Genomic DNA, 19,019 nt, shown 5'->3' on the forward strand with positions numbered 1-19,019 from the left:
TGATTCCGGTGATCCGGGCGCCGATGTTCGGCGTCACCGCGGTGACCGTGATCGACATGACTTCCTCCCTCTCTCGGAGCCGTGGTCGCCGATGTTATACGGTCGTCAAACGAAAATGTCAGGGGCAGCGCACCCGACGTTCGTCACACGGCCGGAAGCCGTCGGGATCGACGGGCGGACCGGGGGTCGAGCGCGGAGGAAGGAAGACAACATGGCAGGTCGACTCGAAGGCAAGGTCGCGATCGTCACCGGTGCCGGGTCGGGTATAGGCCGCGCAAGCGCTGAGCTCTTCGCGGTGGAGGGGGCGAAGGTCGTCTGTGCCGATGTCAGCGGCGCGGAGAAGGAGACCGCAGCCGCGATCGGCGAGGCCGCAGTCGCGGTCAACGTCAACGTCGCGGTCGCGGCCGACGTCGAGCGGATGGTCTCGGTCGCCGAAGAGCGTTTCGGCCGACTGGACGTCCTGTTCAACAACGCGGGCATCGGTGGTCCGAAGCTGCTGATCACGGAGCAGACCGAGGAGAACTTCGACCTCGTCGTCGGGGTGAACCTGAAGGGCGTGTTCTTCGGGATGAAGTACGGCATTCCCGCGATGCTCCGCAGCGGCGGCGGCTCGGTCATCAGCACCGCGTCGGCGGCCGGCCTGGTCGGGTGGCCCAAGAACTCCGTCTACGGAGCGTCCAAGGGCGGCGTGATCCAGATGACCAAGGCGGTCGCCCTCGACTACGCCACCCAGAACATCCGGGTCAACGCCATCTGCCCGGGCATGGTCTGGACCGGCCTGGTCCCCGGCTCCGAGCAGCACCCCGAACCGCCCGCCGACGCATTCCAGCCCCCGCAGCCGATGAAGCGCTGGGGTCTGTCGCGCGAACTCGCCGCCGCCGCGCTGTTCCTCGCGAGCGACGAGTCGTCGTTCGTCACCGGCGTGGCCCTGCCCGTCGACGGAGGCTACGTCTGTGGCTGAGTCCGTGGCCGAGTCCGCATCGCACGTGCGCCCGTTCCGATTTGCCGTCCAGACGACCACGGCCAAGTCCGCGACCGAGTGGCGTGACCTGGCCCGCCGTGTCGAATCCGCCGGCTACTCCACGCTGTTCCTCGCCGACCACTACATCGGCCCAGGTCCCGTCAGCGCCCGAACGCTCCTGCGCCCGCAGCACCTCGCGCCCATCGCCGCGATGGCCGCCGCAGCCGCCTGGACCACCACACTGCGGGTCGGCTGCCGCGTCTTCTGCATCGACTACCACGTCCCCGCGGCGCTGGCGAAGGAAGCCGCGACGATCGACCTCCTGTCCGACGGGCGCCTGGAGTTCGGCATCGGTGCCGGCACCAACCAGGGCGAGTACGAGGCCATGGGCCTCACCTTCCACGACGCACCCAAGCGGGTGTCGAAACTCGAAGAAGTCGTCGCCCTCGTCAAGGCGCACTGGTCGGGCGAGCCGATCGACGTCCACGGCGAGCACGTGAACGTCAGCGGCTACGCCGGCCTCCCGGTCCCCGCACAGCAGCCCCGCCCCCGCATCCTGATCGGCGGCGCCAAGAAGCGCGTGCTGTCCCTGGCAGCCCGCGAGGCCGACATCGTCAGCATGTCCAACGTCGGCTGGACACCCCGCAACGACGCCGGACTCACTCCCGCAGAAGAGGCCCGGCGACGCTACGCCGTCGTCCGGGAAGCAGCGGGTTCGCGCTTCGACGCACTGGAACTGGAGAGCTCGCCGTACCTCGTCGCCGTCACCGACGACCCGGACGCAACACTCGAACGCTGGTCGGCGAACCTGCGCAAGGCACTCCCCGAGGCGGGCCCCGACCTGCTGAGGCACCACCCCAACGTGCTGGCCGGATCAGCGGAGGAGATCATCGACCGCCTCCAAGAACGCCGCGAGACCACAGGCATGAACTACATCACCATCCCCCGCAAACACATGGAGGAGTTCGCCCCCATCGTTGCGAAACTGACCGGCCGGTAGTCGGGCGGGGAAAGCGGGAGCCGGGCCCATCACCCGACCGACATGGTCGGGTGATGGGCGCGGCGAGCACGTCTCCACCCAACACGCGACCAGCTCGACGCCCAGTCGTACGACCTCTGTGCCTGAGGCCCACCTCTCATGGAGAAGGTGGTGAGGCGACAGGTCGCCGTCGTGGGATCGCGAGCAAGCCTCCCGAGCAAGCCTCCCGAGCAGGCCTTCCGAGAAAGATGAATGCCGAATGCGTATTGGTCTGACAGGCGGCGGATCAACGCCGGACAAACTGGTCGAACAGGCGAAGCGTGCGGAGGCCGAGGGTTTCCACTCTCTCTGGTACGCGAGTCTCGTGCAGGGCGACCCGCTGGTCTCGCTCGCCTTGGCGGGCCGGGAGACGTCGACGATCGAGCTGGGCACCGCGGTGTTGCAGACGTATCCGTGCCACCCGCTGTTGCAGGCGCAGCGGGCGGCGTCGGTTGTGGCGGGCATGGGCCGGGCGGGCTTCACCTTGGGCCTGGGTGCGTCGCACGCGGGGAACATCGCGGGGGTGTACGGGCTTTCGTACGACCGTCCCGGCCGCAACACCGAGGAGTATTTGCGGATCGTCACCGCGCTGCTGCGCGGTGAGGCGGTCGACTTCGACGGCGAGGAGTGGATCACACACGCCAGGGCCGGGGCGGTCACGGCCGTGCACCCGGTGCCGGTGCTGCTGGCCGCGTTGTCGCCGCGCATGCTGCGGGTGGCCGGCACGTACGCGGACGGGGCGGTGCTGTGGATGGCCCCCGCGGCGGCCATCGAACGCCACATCCACCCGCGGCTGTCCGCTGCGGCCCAGGCCGCCGGCAAGCCGGCGCCGCGTATTGTCGCGGGCCTGCCGGTGTGTGTGCACGACGACAAGGCGGAGGCCCGCGCCGCGGTCGCCGCGCAAGCGGTGGTGTACGCGAACTCCCCCGCCTACCAGCGGATCATGGAGATCGGCGGAGCCGAAACCCCCGCAGACGCCGCGATCATCGGCGACGAGAAGGCCGTCGAGGCCCAGTTGCGCGCTCTCGTGGACGCCGGCGCCACCGACGTCCACGCCCACATCGTCCCCGCCGGCGACGACACCCGTGGCTCGCTCAGGCGAACCCGGGACCTGCTCCGGGGACTGGTCTGCTGACCGTCGACGTTGCCACCCCGCCTGCGATCGCCTGCGGGGTGGCGTGGCAGACCCCGGTGCAGGCCTGTGGCCCGATGAGGGCCCGGGCGTCAGGGGGCCGGGCCCTCAGCGAAGCGAGCAGGCAAACAACCGGTAGGAAGGAAGAGCCGCGATGCGGGCCGGCGGGGCCATACCCCGTACGATGTCGCGGCGGTGCGGTCGCCTCGGGTGCAGTATGGCCCCAGCCGTACCCAGGTCGCGAAAGGTATCCGATGGCTGCACGCCGCCGAGTGGGCAGAGAGAGCTCCGAGACCCGCGCACGGATCCTGGAGTGCGCCGAGCAACTGATGCTGGAGGAGGGGTACGCCGCCATCTCCTATCGCACCCTGGGCGCCAAGGCGGGGGTCACGGGTGCCCTGGTCCAGTACTACTTCCCGACGTTCGACGACCTGTTCGCGACCATGGTCCGAGAACGCTCCGAACGCAGTCTCAACGAACTCGTCAAGGGCCTTGCAACCGACCGCCCGCTGCGTGCGTTGTGGAAGTATGCGAACCACAAGGAAGCGACGGCCCTGACCGCGGAGCTCGTGGCCGTCGCCAACCACCGCAAGGCGATCCGCGCCGAGATGGCCCAGGCGGGGGAGAAGGCACGCGCACTCGCTCTGGAAGCCGTTTCCCGCACCCTGAGCGATGACAGGTTCCTCGATGAACCGATCTCACCGGACGTCCTGGTCTTTCTGATCACGAGCACGCCCCGCATGGTCGCCATGGAGCAGTCCACGGGCATGACGACGTCGCATGCCGAAACGATGGCCTACCTTGAGCGCTTCCTCGACCGAGTCGAGCCCCTGGACGACAAGCCGGACGTCGATCCCACGAACGATGGTTGATCGGTGACCACTTGGCACGTCGCCTCGGGGGCGGCACGTCGGTGCGGCGGATCGTGCAGTGCCTGTTCGAGGATCCCGTCGTAGGAGACGATGCCCGCAGCCCGCAGTCCGCGGCCCGGTGACCGGCCGTCGACGTGGTCGGCGTTGTCGACCGCGCCTCGACGGCAGAACGGCACAACCTGCTTGGAGTCGGGGCATGTTGCGGCGCCGGACCGTTGTCTCCCTTGGCACCCGCGCTGTCAGGCGACGGACTGCTCGCGGCAGTAGGAGCGGTAGGTGGCCGAGGATTTCAGGAGCGCCGTGTGTGTGCCCATGTCGGCGATGCGTCCGTGTTCGACGACGGCGATCCGGTCGGCGTTGCGGATCGTGGCGAGGCGGTGGGCGATGACGAGCGACGTCCTGTCGCTGAGGAGCCGGTTGAGGGCGTTTTGGACCGCACGTTCGCTTGTGGCGTCCAGGGCGCTGGTGGCTTCGTCGAGGACGACGATGGCGGGGTCCTTCAGCATGACGCGGGCGATGGCGATGCGTTGGCGCTGTCCGCCGGAGAGGGTGACGCCGCGTTCGCCGAGTTCGGTGTGGATCCCGTGCTCCCAAGTCCGCACGAAATCCCAGGCGTTGGCGGCTTCCAGGGCGTATTCGATTTCCTCGTCGGTCGCGTCCGGTTTGGCCAGGCGCAGATTGCGGGCCAGGGTTCCGCTCATGAGCGGGGAGTCCTGGAAGACGATCCCGACCGCCGCGCGGACCGATGCCTGGGTGATGTCGCGGAGATCCTGGCCGTCGATGGTGACGCGGCCGCTGGTGGGGTCGAAAAATCGCAGCAGGAGTTGGGCGGCGGTGGATTTGCCGGCGCCGGACGGCCCGACGAGTGCGACGGTGTGCCCGGGGCGGATGGTCAGGTTGAAGTCGTCGAGGACGAGGCGGGAGAGACGTCCGGGGTAGGCGAAGGAGACGTTCTCGAAAGCGACGCGGCCGCTGGTGACGGTCAGGCCGGCTGCCTTGGGCCGGTCTTGTACGGAGGGCTGCTCGTCGAGGAGCTCAGCGGCGCGTTCTCCGGCGGTCAGGCCGGCGATGACCTCCGGCAGCGTGGTGATGACCTGGGTCAGGGAGCTTGCCCCGCGCAGCCAAAGTACGCCGCGGTGATGAACGTCGCCGCGGCCGCGAACGCGGCGAGCAGCGGCCCCTGCCAGCCGGAGCGGAGGAACCGGTCGGGGTCCTCGTCGATGCGGTTGAGCACCACTCGGAAGATGGCCGGGGCCAAGATCTGCGAGAGGGCGTCGACGAGGATCAGGACGTACCCGGCGATCAGCATCCGTCGGCCGTCGCCGGCGTGTGCGAACAGGACGCGGAACGCGTGAAGCGTGTTCCTGCCGCGGTTACTTGTCGTCGGCATGCCCGTGCCCTGACAACGAGCGGCAGGATGCACACGAGTGCGTGGCCAAGCCTGTGCCCCCCATCACCTCGGTTCCCTCCTGTTTCGGAACTCGGCGATGCCGCCGGTCTCGTCGTCGTTACGCGGGCTGCGTGTGCGTCGGGTCGGCATCGTCACGCAGGATGTCGGTGACGCGCTCGCGGAGTTCGGTCAGCGCACGGCCGCCTTCGGCGTTGTCCCCGTCGCGCGCCGCGAGGGTGAAGCCGGCGTACATGACGCGTCGCTCTTCGAGGCGCGGCGGGGTCGCCTCGTGGAGGGTGCAGGACAGGTGCACGGTGAGGTCTCCCGGCAGGGTGGGGACCGCGACGACCGGCAGGTATGGTTCGGTCTTCGCGACCTCGACGGGCATCAGGACGCGGTGTGAGCCGGCGATGACCCGCAGTTGGCCGTTCGCCTCGCTGCTGCCCGTGACCGAGATCCCCACGGTCGTGCCGGAGCAGCGGTACGCGTGGCGGCCGAGGTGGCAGTCGCGGTGGAACGACACGTCGGAGGGGCCGACGACGACACCGACCGGTTTGACCAGCGCCTCGACGCAGCGCCCCTCCACCGGGGCCTGTACGAGGTCGTCGCCGTCGGCGATGACGCGGCGCAGTCTGTCCCACCGGTCGCTGCGCAGGATGGCGGCGGTGGTCGGCGAATGCTCGACGAACTCCTGGAGCCGGACGCACCGCCGGGTGCCGTCCGCGAGCGTGGCCCACCACGAACGCCCGTCCCCCTCCTGGCGGTTCGGGAGCACCCGGTCGATGTCGTCGGAGATCCGCCGCATGTCCGCGGGGTCCACCCAGCCGCGCAGGTGCAGGTAGCCGGCCTCGCGCAGGAAGTGCGCGATGTCGGCCGGGTCGTCGTCGGGCGTGAAGATGCGGTCCAGGGCGAGTGGGTCGCCGTGGCGGTCGTGGAACGCGATGGCGTCGTCCACGACGGGCCAGCCCTCCAACAGCGCCAGCCACAGCGAGTCCCACACCGAGATGTCGCGCTCGGTGCCGCCGCGGTAACGCAGGTTCCGAGCGGTGAGCATGCTGTTGAAGGAGCGCTGGTTTTGCACCCAGTCGGAGAATTCCTCCTCGCTGAGGTTCACCACGACCGCGCCGCCCGCGATGCCTGGCACCACGGCCAGTGTGTCGCCGCTTCTCGCGAAGGACCATGCCGTGTCGCCGACTTCGACGGCGAGTGGGGGAGCCTTCAGGGCTTCGATTCCCCGCGCCACGACAGAACCGTTGCGTGCGGCGAGGCCGGGGAAGTCCGATGCGACGAACGCTTCGAGGTCCACATGGCGCAGGTCGGCGTCACGACGCGTACGACGATCCAGGGCAACAGACATGCCGGTTCCTTTCATGCTGTGCGCGGACGCGTCGGGGACCCCACGCATCAATGCGCTGCCCGGACGATCGGGCCGGTCGCGGACGCGCCACCGCATGCGGCTCCCCCTCGGGGAGACGTGGTGGAACATGAACAGTCGTTTACACTGTTTGAAATGTAAACGGACGTTAAGCTGATGTGTCAAGAGCCATCCGACGAAAGGAACTCCCGTGGCCGCAGCCCAGTCCAAGACGACGCAGGGCCGCGGCGTGCCGCGCGGGCCGTACCGCAACGGGAACGAGACCAGGGCCCAGATCGTGCAGGCCGCGGCCAGAGTCTTCGCCGAGCGGGGCTATGCCGGCGGCTCGCTGCGTCAGATCGCCGTGGAGGTGGGTGTCACCGCGGCGAGCCTCGTGCAGCACTTCGGCAGCAAGGAGGGCCTGCTCAACGCCGTCCTGCGGCACTGGGACGCCACAGCCGTGCATGCCTCGCACGCCGACCGTGTCGGCATCGCCTTCTTCGAGGCACTGCCCGACCTGTTGCGCCACCACATGGAGCACCGCGGCCTCATCACGCTGATCCTCACCCTCCGCGCCGAGGCAACCACCGACACTCATCCCGCCCACACCTACGTTCGCGACCGGCAGCGGCAAGCCGTCGACGAATACTCCGCCAAACTTGCCGAAGCCATCGCACGCGGCGACGTCCCGCCCATGACCGACCGCCAGATCAACGTGGAGGTCCGTGCCCTCCTGGCGGCGATGAACGGAATGCAGGCGGACTGGCTCATCGACCCCCGCCTCGACCTCCTCGGCTTGTTCAGCGCCCATCTGGACGTCACCCTCGCGCGATGGCGGGACCGTCGTGTCATGCACGGCTGACGAACGTCGAGGCCGCCGGGCTTGCGATTGCCTGCGTCCACACGCGTGACGACCGGAACTCTCAACACCGCTAGGGGAGTTCACCGCAGCCGGTGTGCGGTCGGCGCAAAACGCCGGGCGTGCATTCCCGGTCGTTACAGCGCATCGAGCGCTTGAGTCGTACGTCCGAGACAGGTCATCGGCCCCGAATCCGGCACGGCAATCTCCTCGAACCCCAGGCGTTCGTAGAAGGCACGGGCCTGGACGTTGGCCGTCGCCATCATCAGATGGACGGCAGGCACCCCGCGATCCTGAAGGGCCTGAAGGAAGGTCCGCATCAGCTCCCGACCATGACCGCGCCCCTGTGTCCCGGGAAGCAGATCGATATGCAAGTGCGCGGGATAATCGGCGAGTTCGGGGACGACCATACGTTCGGGGCTGTGCAGGACCGCCACCATCGCCTCGTCCGCGGTGCCGGGCGGACCGCTGGGCGCGGGGTAGCGGTCGGCGATCAACGGAAGCCACTTGGCGCGGAAGTCCTCGGCGAATCGGGGCGTGTCCGCGGTGCCGAGAATGTAGCCGACAGGCTGTCCTCGGCCGTCGTCCAGCACGAACACGAGGTCCGGCTCCAGTTCGACATAGGGCTGAGTGAAGATCGCCGGAAGGATTCCGGCGTCTCTCCGGCCGGGGATGCCGTCCTCGCCGATGTGCGCGGTGCGGATACAGATTTCGTCGAGGGAGGCTCGGTCGTCGGGCCGGAACGGGCGCACCGCCGGCGAGGTCGCCGCCGTTGACGGATCGCCTCGATCCCCGTTCCCCTGTCGTGCCTCGATGTCAGGTGCCATGTCGGTCACAGCCTTTCGGGCAAGCCGGCGTGCGCGAGTCGGGATGAGGCTAACGTATAAAATTGTTGAAGCATAGATTTTATCGCCCTCGTGAGGCCCGGCGCCGCCTGTGAAGCAGAACCTTTGCAGCGCGCGGCCCGAGCCTCGCCGATGGTGCGGTCGTACCTCGGGTCACGCGGAGGGACGTGGTCCGGCGGCTCGGTGGAGCCGGTTGGCGATCGCGAGGCCCAGTCCCTCCTGCGCCGGCAAAGACGCGACGATGAGGTCGCACCCTTGCCGGTCGAGCTCGCGCAGGAACCCGTAGAGCCCGCGTGCGTATTCGGCCATCGAACCCGGGACCTCCACTGCGGCGTGCGCCTTCACCTCGGCGTCAGCGAACGAGGGAGGCAGGAACACCCCCACCCGGTGCCCCAGTTCCTGGGCGAGCTCCGCCTCGGCGACGACCTTTTCGGGTTCGACGAGGACAACTCGCGCACGCGGCGCATAGTGGGAGGGGTGCTGGCCCGGAACCCGGACGCGGCTCGCCGACGGGACTGCGAGCGGGCGTCCCAGGGCCGCTTCGAGATCTTCGCGAGTCACCCCGCCGGGGCGGAGGATGGTCGGGACGTCCCCCGTGGCGTCGACGATGGTCGACTCGACACCGACGCCGCAAGAGCCGCCGTCCAGCACGAAGTCGACGGCATCACCGAGTTCCGCACGGACGTGGCTCGCGGTGGTGGGGCTGACGGACCCGAAGCGGTTGGCGGAGGGGGCAGCGACACCACCGCCGAAGGCCGCCAAAAGCGCGAGGGCGACGGGGTGGTCGGGCACGCGGACGGCCACCGTCTCCAGGCCGCCGGTCGCTGCGAGGGAAACCCGCCGGCCGCGCCGCAGGACCAGCGTGAGCGGCCCCGGCCAGAAGCGTTCGGCCAACAGACGCGCTGTGGCGGGCACGTCCTCGACCCAGTCGCCGAGGTTCTCCGCGCCACCGATGTGGACGATCAGCGGGTGGGAGGGCGGTCGTCCCTTGGCCCGGAAGATCCGCGCGACGGCGTCGGGGTCCTCGGCGTCGGCGCCCAGGCCGTAGACGGTTTCGGTCGGGAAGGCCACGAGGCGGCCGGCGCGCAGCAGCGTGGCCGCCTTCTCGATGTCGCTAATTCTTGCCATCACCCTCGCAATCTTCTCACTGCCGCGGTTGCCGATTTGCCTCCCGTGGTCCGCCCACGCTCCGTCTGCCTTGCCGGGGATCCGGCGCCGGCTCCATGGCGCCGTGCTCGGCCGGGCCCCGACAAGCCCACGCGGACCATCGCCGGCTCCTGCGGTGAGGGGCAAGACCGTTCCGTTCGAGTGAAAACAACCGAACGGGTTGGATCTGGCGATGCCTGCGCGCTACCTCATGGGACCAAGCCCGCGTTCGATGCGGGATCTTCGTGGTGAGGATGATCGTGCGCGCACAGATGGTTTTGGTGTTCCTGGTCGCGGCGGGTTCCGTCCTGGGGTCGGCAGGGGGCGCGCAGGCCGCCGCAACCGGGCAGGTCGCGGTCTACACCGCCGACGCCGTGCCACTGGAGGTCCACCAGGACCCGTCAGGCTGTCACCAACTGCCCTACTCCGCCCAGGTGCTGTCGAACCTCACGGACAAGCCGGTCAAGGTCTATCAGGACCAGTACTGCGCCGGGGGAGCGGAAGTGGAGGTGCTGCCCGGGTACGGGATGAACGTTCAGGGCGCCGGGTCGTTCTGGGTGATGCCCTGACCTCGCTGATCCCTCTGATCGTGCCGAGCCTGACCAGCGCGGCCGTGCGGACGGGCGCCGTGAGCGCCGGTTCAGCGCCGAACAGGTCGAGCGCGGGCCAAGAGAGTGACAGCCGTCGGCCCGGCCCCGGCCGAGCGGGTCGACGGCTGTCACCGCGGCAGGTGAAGCAGACGAGTACGACGGCACCCGGTGCCCGGGCCGGGCACCATGAGCGCATCCGCGCGAGCATCCAGACGGCGAGTGGCCGCCGGGCACCGTGCTCATCCCCGCGGTGCTCAGCGAGCGCCACGGCGTCTCCCGCACTCCCATCCGCGAGGCACTGATCCGCCTCGAATCTCGCACGTGCACGACGCCGCCACGACGGAGACCGAAGGCCCCCTTGCGGGCGGGCGGCGGCGTTGCTCACGGCTTGGGGGCACTCGGACGCAATCGCTCGGGTCGGTGAAGTGCGCCTCGTGTGCTGCCGCGGCGGGCGGGGACTGCCGCGACCCGCGAGATCCGCGAGCCGCCGCATGCGCAAGGCACCCGCTTCCGGAGATCGCCGAGGTCCGGCCCTTCGGCGGGAACCGGCTTGCTGCGCCGCCGAGTCACGACTTCCGTCGCATGAGGTGGACGTGTTGGGGCACTGCGTACAACAACGCCCTGAACACCTTCAAAAGAGAGGTAAGCGATGTCTCTCCGCTACCGAATCCGCAGTCTTGTGCACGCCGTGGCCCCGCGCCACCGCTCACGCCCGAGCAGGTCGGCCCGCCCGCGCACCGGTCGCCGCACCCGGAGCCACGGCGTTGGGATACGTGCTCGTCTCGGCCGCGTGCGCATCGGCGCCGGAGTCGGCCGGCGCTGAGCCGCACATGCGAGGCGGGACACGGCGCGGAATCGCAGGCTGAAAGAGATCTTGCGACGATGGTCCGCATGGGTGTGCGAACCAGGAACCAGGTGACGGTGCTCGGCCGCACCGGCGGGCCGGTGGTGGTGCTGGCGCACGGGTTCGGGTGCGACCAGAACATGTGGCGTCAGGTCGTGCCGCTGTTGGAAGACGAGTTCACCCTCGTGCTCTTCGACCACGTGGGGGCCGGGCGCTCGGACCTCGCCGCGTGGAGCGAAGAGCGGTACTCGTCGATGGCGGGATACGCCGAGGATGTCCTGGAGATCTGCCACGAGGTCGGCCTGGGGCCCGTGACGTTCGTGGGCCACTCGGTGAGCGCGATGATGGGTGTTCTGGCCGCCGCGCGAGAACCCGAGGCGTTCGCCGGGCTGGTCTTGCTCGTGCCCTCGCCGTCGTTCATCGACGACCCGGCCGCCGGCTATCGGGGCGGGTTCAGCACGGCCGACATCGAGGAGTTGCTGGAGTCGCTGGACGCGAACTACCTGGGGTGGTCGAGCGAGATGGCCCCGGTCATCATGGGCAACCCCGAGCGTCCCGAACTCGCCGAGGAACTGACCGAGAGCTTCTGCCGTACCGACCCCGTCATCGCCCGCCTCTTCGCCCGCGTGACGTTTTTGTCCGACAACCGCAGCGACCTCGCGCGAGTGACCGTGCCGACCCTGGTCGTGCGATGCTCCGACGACGCCATCGCCCCGCCGGAGGTCGGAGCCTACGTGCACGCGCAGATTGCGGGAAGCCGACTGGTGACCTTGAACGCCACCGGCCACTGCCCCCAGCTCGCCGCGCCCGAGGAGACCGCAGCCGCGATCGCCGGCTTCGCCAGAGAAACACGATGATGTGCACAGACGGTCACGACGGCGGAGACGCCGCCCGCGACGACCGGGCGGCGTTCGCGGCATTGCTGGAGGACGACGCCGAGGAGCTGTACGACAACGCACCGTGCGGCTACCTCTCCACCCTCATGGACGGCCGGATCGCCAAGATCAACTCGACTCTGCTCGACTGGCTCGGCTACCGGCGGGACGAGCTGGTGGGCCACAAGAAGTTCTCCGACCTGCTGACGGTCGGCGGCCGGTTGTACCACGAAACCCACTTCGCCCCGTTGCTCCGCATGCAGGGTGAGGTCAACGGCATCGCCCTGGAGCTCCGGACAACGGACGGCAGTCGGCTGCCGGTCCTGGTGACGTCGACCGTGAAGACCAGCGGTGACGGGACGCCGGTGCTGATCCGTACCACCGTGTTCGACGCCCGCGAGCGACGCGCCTACGAAGAGGAACTGCTGCGCGCCCACCGGGAATCGGAGAGCGAGCGGGAACGCCTTCACCGCCTCAACGCGACGCTGCAGAAGACCCTGCTGCCGCCCGCCCTGGCCGATGTGCCCGGCCTCGACATCGCGGCGCACTACCACATCGCCTCCACCGACGAGGTCGGCGGTGACTTCTACGACCTGTTCCCGCTGGGCGCCGGAACCTGGGGTTTCTTCCTGGGCGACGTACGCGGCAAAGGCGCCGACGCCGCAGTCGTGACCTCCCTCATCCGCTATACGCTGCGTGCCGCCGCCGTCTACGACCCCGCGCCCGCCTCGGTGCTGGCGCATCTCAACACCGTCCTGAACCAGGAGGAGAGTGGCGGCGACCCGCGTTTCTGCACCGTCATTTTCGGCACCCTCACCCGCGACGCGGACGGCGCCTTCCATGTCGCCATGGCCGCCGGGGGGCACCCTCCCGCACTCCTGATGCGTGGGGACGGCCACACGGACGTCGTGCCCACCCCCGGAGGGCAGCTCATCGGCGTCCTGCCGGACGTACAGATCGCCACCGTCACGGTTCACCTGGAACCAGGCGACACCCTGCTCCTGTACACCGACGGTCTCACCGAGGCCTACACCGCCGACGGCAGCGGCCGGTACGGGGACGACGCCCTTCTCGCGTTCGCCCGATCGCTGGCCCCGGCCACCGCCTCCCACGCCGTGGCCGCAATCCGCGAACTCCTCGACACCTTCGGCGGCGGCGTGGAGGACGACACCGCCGTACTGGCCGTGACTCCGCAACGGGATGGCGCAGGACCACCGCCTGTCTTGCACGGCACGCCGCGCTGACGGGGCCGCACAGCCGCGGGCTCGGGGATCACCGCGAGGGCCCCGGGGCCGGGCGAGGCTGAGCGTGAACTGCCGTGAGCCGTAGTTGAGTTCGGTGTTGACGCGGCCACGCGGTGTTGCGGCGCCAGGTGTTCGTCCGGTTGCGTCAGGCGGCGCCCCAGGTCGGGTCACGCACCCTCTTTCTGTCCCCGCAACCGTTCCGGCAGGACCGTGCCGGTGGGACGCTGCGTACCGGCGTCGCGTTCGCACCCGGCCCGCTGCTCGTCCCGCCGACTTCGATCCTCGCGGGCAAGTGGGCGGCGCGTACCGGTCCCGCCGTACTCGCCGCCACCGGCGGCGCGGTCTTCGCGGCCGGCACACTGTGGTGGGCCCTCGCACTCGACACGGACGGCTCGTATGCCGCGGGCATGCTCCCCGGCATGCTGCTCACCGGCCTCGGTGTCGGCCTCATGCTGCCCACCCTCGTGGCCGCCGCCACGACCGCCGTGCCGCCCGCGCATGTCGCCACCGGCTCCGGCGTGATCACCATGCTGCGCCAACTCGGCGCCGTGCTGGGGGTGTCCCTGGTCGTGGTCCTGCTCGGCACCTCCGCCGGCCCGGACGCCAGCGAGGCCTTCGACCCCGTCTGGTACCTCCTGACCGTCGCGTCATTCGCCGCTGCGGCCACCTCCCTGTTCCTCACCTCCGGCGCACGAACCCGCAACACGCCAACCGTGTCCGGCGACGCTTCGGACGCCCCCGCCGCTCCTTGACCGGCCGTGGTGCCCGCACCACCGTGCGGGCGCGTCGACGCGGCGACGGCTCAGTGCGCCGCGGTGACCGAACCGAGGGGGCGCAGCGCTTCCATCGTGTGGTCGAGATGGTCCGCGAGGCGCGCGAGGTCGTCGTTGCTGCGCAGGATGTACGTGATCGCCGCCTGGAAACAGGCGAACGCCGCACCCGCGAGCGCGCGCAGGACCAGCCTGTCGGGCAACGCCTCCGGATCGCGGGCGACGACACGGGCGGCCAGGCGGTCCGCAAGCTGCTCCTGGAAGCGGTTCACGCGCTCCAATTGCGCCGCGAGCAGGGCCGGGCAGCTCTCGATGATCTCCTGGATCGCCCGGTCCCGCTGAGCGTCGTCGTTGAGACGGACGACCAGGACGTCGAAACAGGCCCGGAGCGAGTCCCACTCCGGTTCGTCGAGCGGACGCGAGTTCAGGCGGGCGAATAGTTCCTCGCCCTGCCGGTCGAACTTCTCCAGGACGACTTCTTCCTTCGAGGCGAAGTACCGGAAGAAGCTGCGCTGGGACATGCCGACGGCGGCGGCGATCTCGTCGACCGTGGTCTCGTGGAACCCCTGGGCAAGGAACAGAGCCTCCGCGGCCTCCGCGATGCGGGTGCGCACGGCCTGCCGCGACAGCTCGCGCAAACTGCTCATGACGTGAACGTTAGCAGGCGCTGAATTACGGTGCAGACGCTGTCACATTCGAACAATGTCGGACTGCCGGATCCCGCGCAGGATGAGTGCTCCTTCAGGGATGTGACCAACAGAACCGTGCCTCGCTTTGACAGTCACTGACACCAAAGACATAAACTGAAAATCCCGAGGGCGGGTGTCTGTCGTCTGCGCGGTCGCCCGATCGACCTCGGATGCAAGGACTTGATCTCGTACGGAAAGCTCGTACGAAAAAGAAGGGGCAAGCACTGCCGTGGAGCACAGCGCCGGCCTGGCAGAGATGGCCAAGGGGGACGTCGAGACCGACACGGCGATGCCCCGCCACGTGAAGATCGCGATCGGCCTGCCGATCATGGCCGCGTTCGTGATGATCCTCAACGAGACCGTCATGAGCGTCGCCCTGCCTAAGCTCATGAACGAGTTCTCGGTCGGCGCCACGACGGCCCAGTGGCTGACGACCGGCTACCTGCTCACGATGGCCGTGGTCATCCCGACGACCGGCCTCATCCTCCAGCGGTTCACCACGCGGGCCGTCTTCCTCACCGCGACTGCGCTGTTCGCCGCAGGGACGCTTCTCGCCGGCCTCGCGCCCGCGTTCGGGGTGCTGCTCGTCGCCCGCGTCATCCAGGCGTCCGGGACGGCGCTGATGCTGCCGCTGCTGATGACCACGATCATGACGCTCGTGCCGCCCGCCGTGCGCGGCCGGACGATGGGCCTGGTGTCGATCGTGATCGCCGTCGCCCCGGCCGTCGGCCCGACCTTCTCCGGGCTCATCCTTGATTCCCTGAGCTGGCGCTGGCTGTTCCTGAGCGTGCTGCCGATCGCGATCCTGTCGCTCGTCGTGGGCGCGATCATGGTCCGCAACGCCGGCGAGCCGGGCACCGTGCGGTTCGACGTGCTCTCCGTACTCCTGTCCGCCGTCGCGTTCGGCGGCCTGATCTACGGCCTGAGCAGCATCGGCGAATCGGCGAGCGGCCACACACCGGTGCACCCGGCCGTCCCGCTCGTCATCGGCGCGCTCGCGCTCGTGCTTTTCGTCCTGCGGCAGCGCCGCCTGCAACGCGACGAAGCCGCGCTGCTGGATTTGCGCCCGTTCATGAACCGCTCATTCGTCGTCGGCGTCACCTTGCTGTTCGTCACGATGGCAGCGCTGTTCGGGGCGCTCATCCTGCTGCCGCTCTACCTGCAGAACGTGCGCGACCTGAGCACCCTCAAGACCGGCCTGATACTCCTGCCCGGCGGCCTGGCCATGGGTCTGTTCGGACCGGTTGTCGGCCAACTCGCCGACCGCTTCGGCCCGCGGCCCCTCGTCATCCCGGGCACCGTGGTCATGGCCGTCGGCCTCGGCATGATGGGCGCCATCGACTCCGGCACCCACATCGCGTACGTCATCGCCACCCACGTCCTCGCCTGCATCGGCATCGGCTTCGCGATGACCCCGCTCATGACCTCGGCGCTGGGGTCGCTGGACGCGCACCTGTACTCGCACGGCAGCGCGATCCTCAACACTCTCCAGCAGTTCGCCGGAGCAGCCGGCACCGCCTTGTTCATCACGGTCATGACCCGCGGCGCCAACAGCAGCGCCGACTCCGGCTCCACGGCGGTCGAAGCCCAGGCCGCGGGCATCCAGGACGCCTTCCTGTGGGGCGCCGGCCTCGGCGTGCTGGGGATCGCGGTCTCCTTCCTCGTCCGCAACGCCAGACCCCCGGCCGGAGGGGAACCGGTCCCGATCCACTGACCCGGGCGCCGCGGGCGGTGTGCGGTCCCGACAACCCGCCTCGCCGGTGACCGGCGGCCTCGATGACGTCGCCGCTCGGCGCGTGCGGCTCGGAGCCGGGACAGGTCGGGCCGAGGGGAACGCGGGGAGTCGCCGCCGCCCGAGCGCGCGGCTTCCTTGCGCTGGTCCGGGCGTCGGTGAGGTGTTCGTCTTCGTCGCCGGATCCCACGTTCACGCTGCGGCGGACAGGCCCATCAGGTCGAACATGTTGTCCGACATGATCTTTCTCGTCGATGCCTCGGACAGGCCGCCGAGTTCGCCGCGCCACGACAGCGGGTCGGCGAGGCCCTCGGGGTGCGGGTAGTCCGATCCGAAGCACACGCGGTCGACGCCGACGAGGTCGATCAAGCCGAGCGTGGAGTCCTCCCAGAACGGGTTGACCCACACGTTGCGGGTGAAGATGTCGCGGGGGTGCTGGGGGAACTCCTGCGGCATCTTCTTGTACGCACGGTCGAGGTTGCGGAGCAGCGGGCCGACCCAGCTTCCGCCGTTCTCCACGCTGAGGAGCTTGACCCGCGGGAAGCGGGTGAGCATGCCGTGGCAGACGGCGGACGCGAAGGTGTCGTGGATGACGCGTCCTCCGTCGATCACCTCGGGGAAGGTCTTGGGGCGGAAGGCGACGTACTCGGAACCGCCGCTGCCCTCCCAGGTGTTGACGTACTCCTGGAACCCGGAGTCAGAGGCGTGCAGGGCGACGACTATGCCTGATTCCTGGACCCGGGCCCAGAACGGGTCGAAGTCGGGGAGGAACGGCGACCGTGTGCCGCGCAGCCCGCTTATCGGTCCGGGGCGCATGAGCACGGCCTTCGCGCCGCGGTCGACGACCCTGTCGAGTTCGGCGATTCCTTCGTCGAGCACGCACGGGTTGACGATCGGCGTCGCGAAGATGCGGCCGTCGTAGTCGTACTTCCACTCGTCGTACAGCCATTCGTTGAACGCGCGGATCGCCACCTGGATGAGGTACGGGTCGTCGCGGAGGCGCTCCTCGATCAGGCTCGCGAGCGTCGGGAACATCAGGGCCTTGGCGATGCCCTGCTCGTCGAGCAGAGCCATGCGCGGTTCGGGGGCGCGGAAGGCCGGGATGGACCGCATCGGCTCGCCGGTCAGTTCCCGCAGCGTCTTCCCCTCGGGATTGTCGCCGCTGTAGAACGCCATATGGGCGCCGGGGCGGGCCACCACGTCGAAGGTCGGGTTCGGGATGAACTCGGTGATGGTGTTGCGGACGACGAGCTTCTTGCGCCCGTTGACGTCCACGAAGCGGAACAGTTTGCGGTGCCGCTCGGGGAGGTGGCGGGTGAACGCGTCGGCGGTTTCGTAGAGGTGGTTGTCGGCATCGAAAACCGGGAAGTCGAGGCTAAACATATATATCTTTTAGCATCGGCGGCGGTGGTGGACAACAGCGAAGGCCCGCCTGCGCGCCCGGCCCGGTCGCGGGGTGCGGGCGTGGCATTCTCCGGCGACCGGGCTGCCGGCGGCGGCGCCGCAAACGCGGGTGGGTCCGGTCGTCAGTCGGAGCCGTTCGTCGACGTGGAGGGCGACTTCGGGTCCGCCACGTGGAAGTGGGCGTCGCGGAGTTCGAAGGCGCGCTTGGTGCCGTGCTGGGCACGCGTCTTGACGAAGTTGAACTCGTCGTCCTCGAAGCGCAGGTTCGTCCCGAAGGCGTGGAACAGGTAGCTCGCCACCTCCTCGCCCTGGTAGCCCTGGAGTTGTTCGACGAGCCGGAACGCCTCCTTGGCGATGGCGATTCCGTCGGCCGGCATCTTGGCGACCTTGTGCGCCCACCAGTCGGCGCGGGCCGCGACGTCGGCGTCGTCGATCACCTCCGTGAAGACCGCGAGGTGCGCGAGATCCCGGGCCGGCACGATGTCGCCGGTCAGCAGGAGGCGCCGGGCGACGACCGGGCCGAGCCGGTAGAAGAACATGTGGAGCGATCCGAGCGCGGGGCCGAGGAAGCGGGTCGCGGGCATCCCGACGGACGTGTCGCCGGCAACCACGGAGATGTCGGACATCAGGGCGAGTTCGAACCCGCCGCCGAGGGCGTACCCGCGCACTTCGGCGACGGTGGCCTTCGGGTAGCCGAGGAAGTTGTGGTACAGCGTGAAGGTTTTGCGGTCGACCGCGAGACGCCGGCGCTGGCTGGGGCGCCGCCGGTCGGGCTTCGCGCCGGCCCCGTACCAGGAGTACGCGCCGGCCATGTCGGCGCCGGCGCTGAAGACGCCCTCGCTGCCGCGCAGGTGGACCACCTTGATGGCGTCGTCGTCCGCGAGTTCGTCCAGGTGGGCGCCGAGTTGGTTCCGCATCGCCTGGTCGTAGCTGTTGCGGCGCGCGGGGTTGTCGAGCGTGAGACGGGCGATGCCCGTCTCCTCGTCGCGTTCGAGGAGCACACGACCTTCGGCCATGGGTGAACCTCTTCCCGTGTGTGGTCCGTGCACCATTGCGCGGCCCGTCGGCGTGGAGCAGCATATACCTCTATATGTTTGCTGGGGTTGGCGAAGCTGTCCAGCGAACGGCCCTGTCGGGCGTCGTTGAGAAACGCGGGGAGGACGCATGCAGGGGCTCCCTCGGCCATGCGCGGTCGCTCGGCCTCGGGGCGACGGGCCGATCCGCTGCGTGCTTGCGTCGGCCTGGCAAGGCTCGTACTTCACCGGAGCGGACATCCCTCGGACTTGACCAGACG

General features: G+C 69.3%; 18 protein-coding genes and 1 pseudogene. 11 read left to right on the forward strand and 8 right to left on the reverse strand.

Going from position 1 to position 19,019, the window contains the following annotated elements:
- Positions 1-211 precede the first annotated feature (211 nt).
- The 4 genes from ACRX5W_RS28525 (at position 212) to ACRX5W_RS28540 (ending at position 3,983) form a co-directional block, all read left to right on the forward strand.
- Complete coding sequence (locus ACRX5W_RS28525; RefSeq protein WP_436791231.1) at positions 212-961, forward strand: SDR family NAD(P)-dependent oxidoreductase; 750 nt, start codon at positions 212-214, stop codon at positions 959-961.
- Complete coding sequence (locus tag ACRX5W_RS28530; protein ID WP_436791232.1) at positions 954-1,961, forward strand: TIGR03621 family F420-dependent LLM class oxidoreductase; 1,008 nt, start codon at positions 954-956, stop codon at positions 1,959-1,961. The genes ACRX5W_RS28525 and ACRX5W_RS28530 overlap by 8 nt, the downstream gene beginning before the upstream one ends.
- Positions 1,962-2,199: 238 nt before the next feature.
- Positions 2,200-3,114, forward strand: coding sequence for a TIGR03564 family F420-dependent LLM class oxidoreductase (locus tag ACRX5W_RS28535; RefSeq protein WP_436791233.1), 915 nt, complete (start codon positions 2,200-2,202; stop codon positions 3,112-3,114).
- 251 nt (positions 3,115-3,365) lie between these two features.
- Positions 3,366-3,983 carry a TetR/AcrR family transcriptional regulator gene (locus tag ACRX5W_RS28540; RefSeq protein ID WP_436791234.1) on the forward strand — a complete coding sequence of 206 codons (618 nt, stop codon included), beginning with the start codon at positions 3,366-3,368 and terminating at the stop codon, positions 3,981-3,983.
- 239 nt (positions 3,984-4,222) lie between these two features.
- Here ACRX5W_RS28540 and ACRX5W_RS28545 read toward each other — a convergent pair whose 3' ends face one another.
- The 3 genes from ACRX5W_RS28545 to ACRX5W_RS28555 form a co-directional block, all read right to left on the reverse strand.
- Positions 4,223-5,170, reverse strand: coding sequence for an ABC transporter ATP-binding protein (locus ACRX5W_RS28545; protein WP_436791310.1), 948 nt, complete (start codon positions 5,168-5,170; stop codon positions 4,223-4,225).
- Positions 5,083-5,373, reverse strand: coding sequence for a hypothetical protein (locus ACRX5W_RS28550; protein ID WP_436791235.1), 291 nt, complete (start codon positions 5,371-5,373; stop codon positions 5,083-5,085). Before ACRX5W_RS28550 ends, ACRX5W_RS28545 begins: the two co-directional genes overlap by 88 nt.
- A gap of 118 nt (positions 5,374-5,491) precedes the next feature.
- The gene (locus tag ACRX5W_RS28555) at positions 5,492-6,730 is read right to left on the reverse strand and encodes a phytanoyl-CoA dioxygenase family protein (RefSeq protein ID WP_436791236.1); all 1,239 of its coding nucleotides are present in this window, start codon (positions 6,728-6,730) and stop codon (positions 5,492-5,494) included.
- 208 nt (positions 6,731-6,938) lie between these two features.
- Between ACRX5W_RS28555 and ACRX5W_RS28560 the strand changes: the two genes are divergently transcribed.
- Positions 6,939-7,589 carry a TetR/AcrR family transcriptional regulator gene (locus ACRX5W_RS28560; RefSeq protein ID WP_436791237.1) on the forward strand — a complete coding sequence of 217 codons (651 nt, stop codon included), beginning with the start codon at positions 6,939-6,941 and terminating at the stop codon, positions 7,587-7,589.
- 134 nt (positions 7,590-7,723) lie between these two features.
- Here ACRX5W_RS28560 and ACRX5W_RS28565 read toward each other — a convergent pair whose 3' ends face one another.
- Positions 7,724-8,413: a GNAT family N-acetyltransferase gene (locus ACRX5W_RS28565; RefSeq protein ID WP_436791238.1), complete on the reverse strand. Its 690-nt coding sequence runs from the start codon at positions 8,411-8,413 to the stop codon at positions 7,724-7,726.
- Between the two features lie 171 nt (positions 8,414-8,584).
- The gene (locus tag ACRX5W_RS28570) at positions 8,585-9,559 is read right to left on the reverse strand and encodes an L-threonylcarbamoyladenylate synthase (RefSeq protein ID WP_436791311.1); all 975 of its coding nucleotides are present in this window, start codon (positions 9,557-9,559) and stop codon (positions 8,585-8,587) included.
- Between the two features lie 272 nt (positions 9,560-9,831).
- On the opposite strand from ACRX5W_RS28570, the gene ACRX5W_RS28575 reads away from it, so the two are divergent.
- The 5 genes and pseudogenes from ACRX5W_RS28575 to ACRX5W_RS28595 all read left to right on the forward strand — a co-directional run bounded on the left by ACRX5W_RS28575 (position 9,832) and on the right by ACRX5W_RS28595 (position 13,882).
- The gene (locus tag ACRX5W_RS28575; protein ID WP_436791239.1) at positions 9,832-10,146 is read left to right on the forward strand and encodes a hypothetical protein; all 315 of its coding nucleotides are present in this window, start codon (positions 9,832-9,834) and stop codon (positions 10,144-10,146) included.
- Positions 10,147-10,390: 244 nt separating this feature from the next.
- Positions 10,391-10,591 (forward strand): annotated as a pseudogene (locus ACRX5W_RS28580) (hypothetical protein); the annotation flags it as partial.
- A gap of 467 nt (positions 10,592-11,058) precedes the next feature.
- Positions 11,059-11,868 carry an alpha/beta fold hydrolase gene (locus ACRX5W_RS28585; RefSeq protein ID WP_436791240.1) on the forward strand — a complete coding sequence of 270 codons (810 nt, stop codon included), beginning with the start codon at positions 11,059-11,061 and terminating at the stop codon, positions 11,866-11,868.
- Positions 11,868-13,130: a PP2C family protein-serine/threonine phosphatase gene (locus ACRX5W_RS28590; protein ID WP_436791241.1), complete on the forward strand. Its 1,263-nt coding sequence runs from the start codon at positions 11,868-11,870 to the stop codon at positions 13,128-13,130. Before ACRX5W_RS28585 ends, ACRX5W_RS28590 begins: the two co-directional genes overlap by 1 nt.
- Positions 13,131-13,270: 140 nt before the next feature.
- Positions 13,271-13,882: an MFS transporter gene (locus ACRX5W_RS28595; protein ID WP_436791242.1), complete on the forward strand. Its 612-nt coding sequence runs from the start codon at positions 13,271-13,273 to the stop codon at positions 13,880-13,882.
- A 50-nt stretch (positions 13,883-13,932) separates the two neighbouring features.
- Here ACRX5W_RS28595 and ACRX5W_RS28600 read toward each other — a convergent pair whose 3' ends face one another.
- Positions 13,933-14,547, reverse strand: a complete 615-nt coding sequence (locus ACRX5W_RS28600; protein WP_436791243.1) for a TetR/AcrR family transcriptional regulator — start codon at positions 14,545-14,547, stop codon at positions 13,933-13,935.
- A 271-nt stretch (positions 14,548-14,818) separates the two neighbouring features.
- On the opposite strand from ACRX5W_RS28600, the gene ACRX5W_RS28605 reads away from it, so the two are divergent.
- Positions 14,819-16,303 (forward strand): MDR family MFS transporter, encoded by a 1,485-nt coding sequence (locus ACRX5W_RS28605; protein ID WP_436791244.1) that lies wholly within the window; start codon positions 14,819-14,821, stop codon positions 16,301-16,303.
- Positions 16,304-16,513: 210 nt separating this feature from the next.
- Here ACRX5W_RS28605 and ACRX5W_RS28610 read toward each other — a convergent pair whose 3' ends face one another.
- Both ACRX5W_RS28610 and ACRX5W_RS28615 read right to left on the reverse strand, forming a co-directional pair.
- Complete coding sequence (locus tag ACRX5W_RS28610) at positions 16,514-17,704, reverse strand: amidohydrolase family protein (protein ID WP_436791245.1); 1,191 nt, start codon at positions 17,702-17,704, stop codon at positions 16,514-16,516.
- 143 nt (positions 17,705-17,847) lie between these two features.
- Positions 17,848-18,741 (reverse strand): enoyl-CoA hydratase/isomerase family protein, encoded by an 894-nt coding sequence (locus tag ACRX5W_RS28615; RefSeq protein ID WP_436791246.1) that lies wholly within the window; start codon positions 18,739-18,741, stop codon positions 17,848-17,850.
- Positions 18,742-19,019: the final 278 nt, after the last annotated feature.

This window comes from Yinghuangia sp. YIM S10712, assembly GCF_051388935.1.
Lineage (GTDB): Bacteria > Actinomycetota > Actinomycetes > Streptomycetales > Streptomycetaceae > Yinghuangia.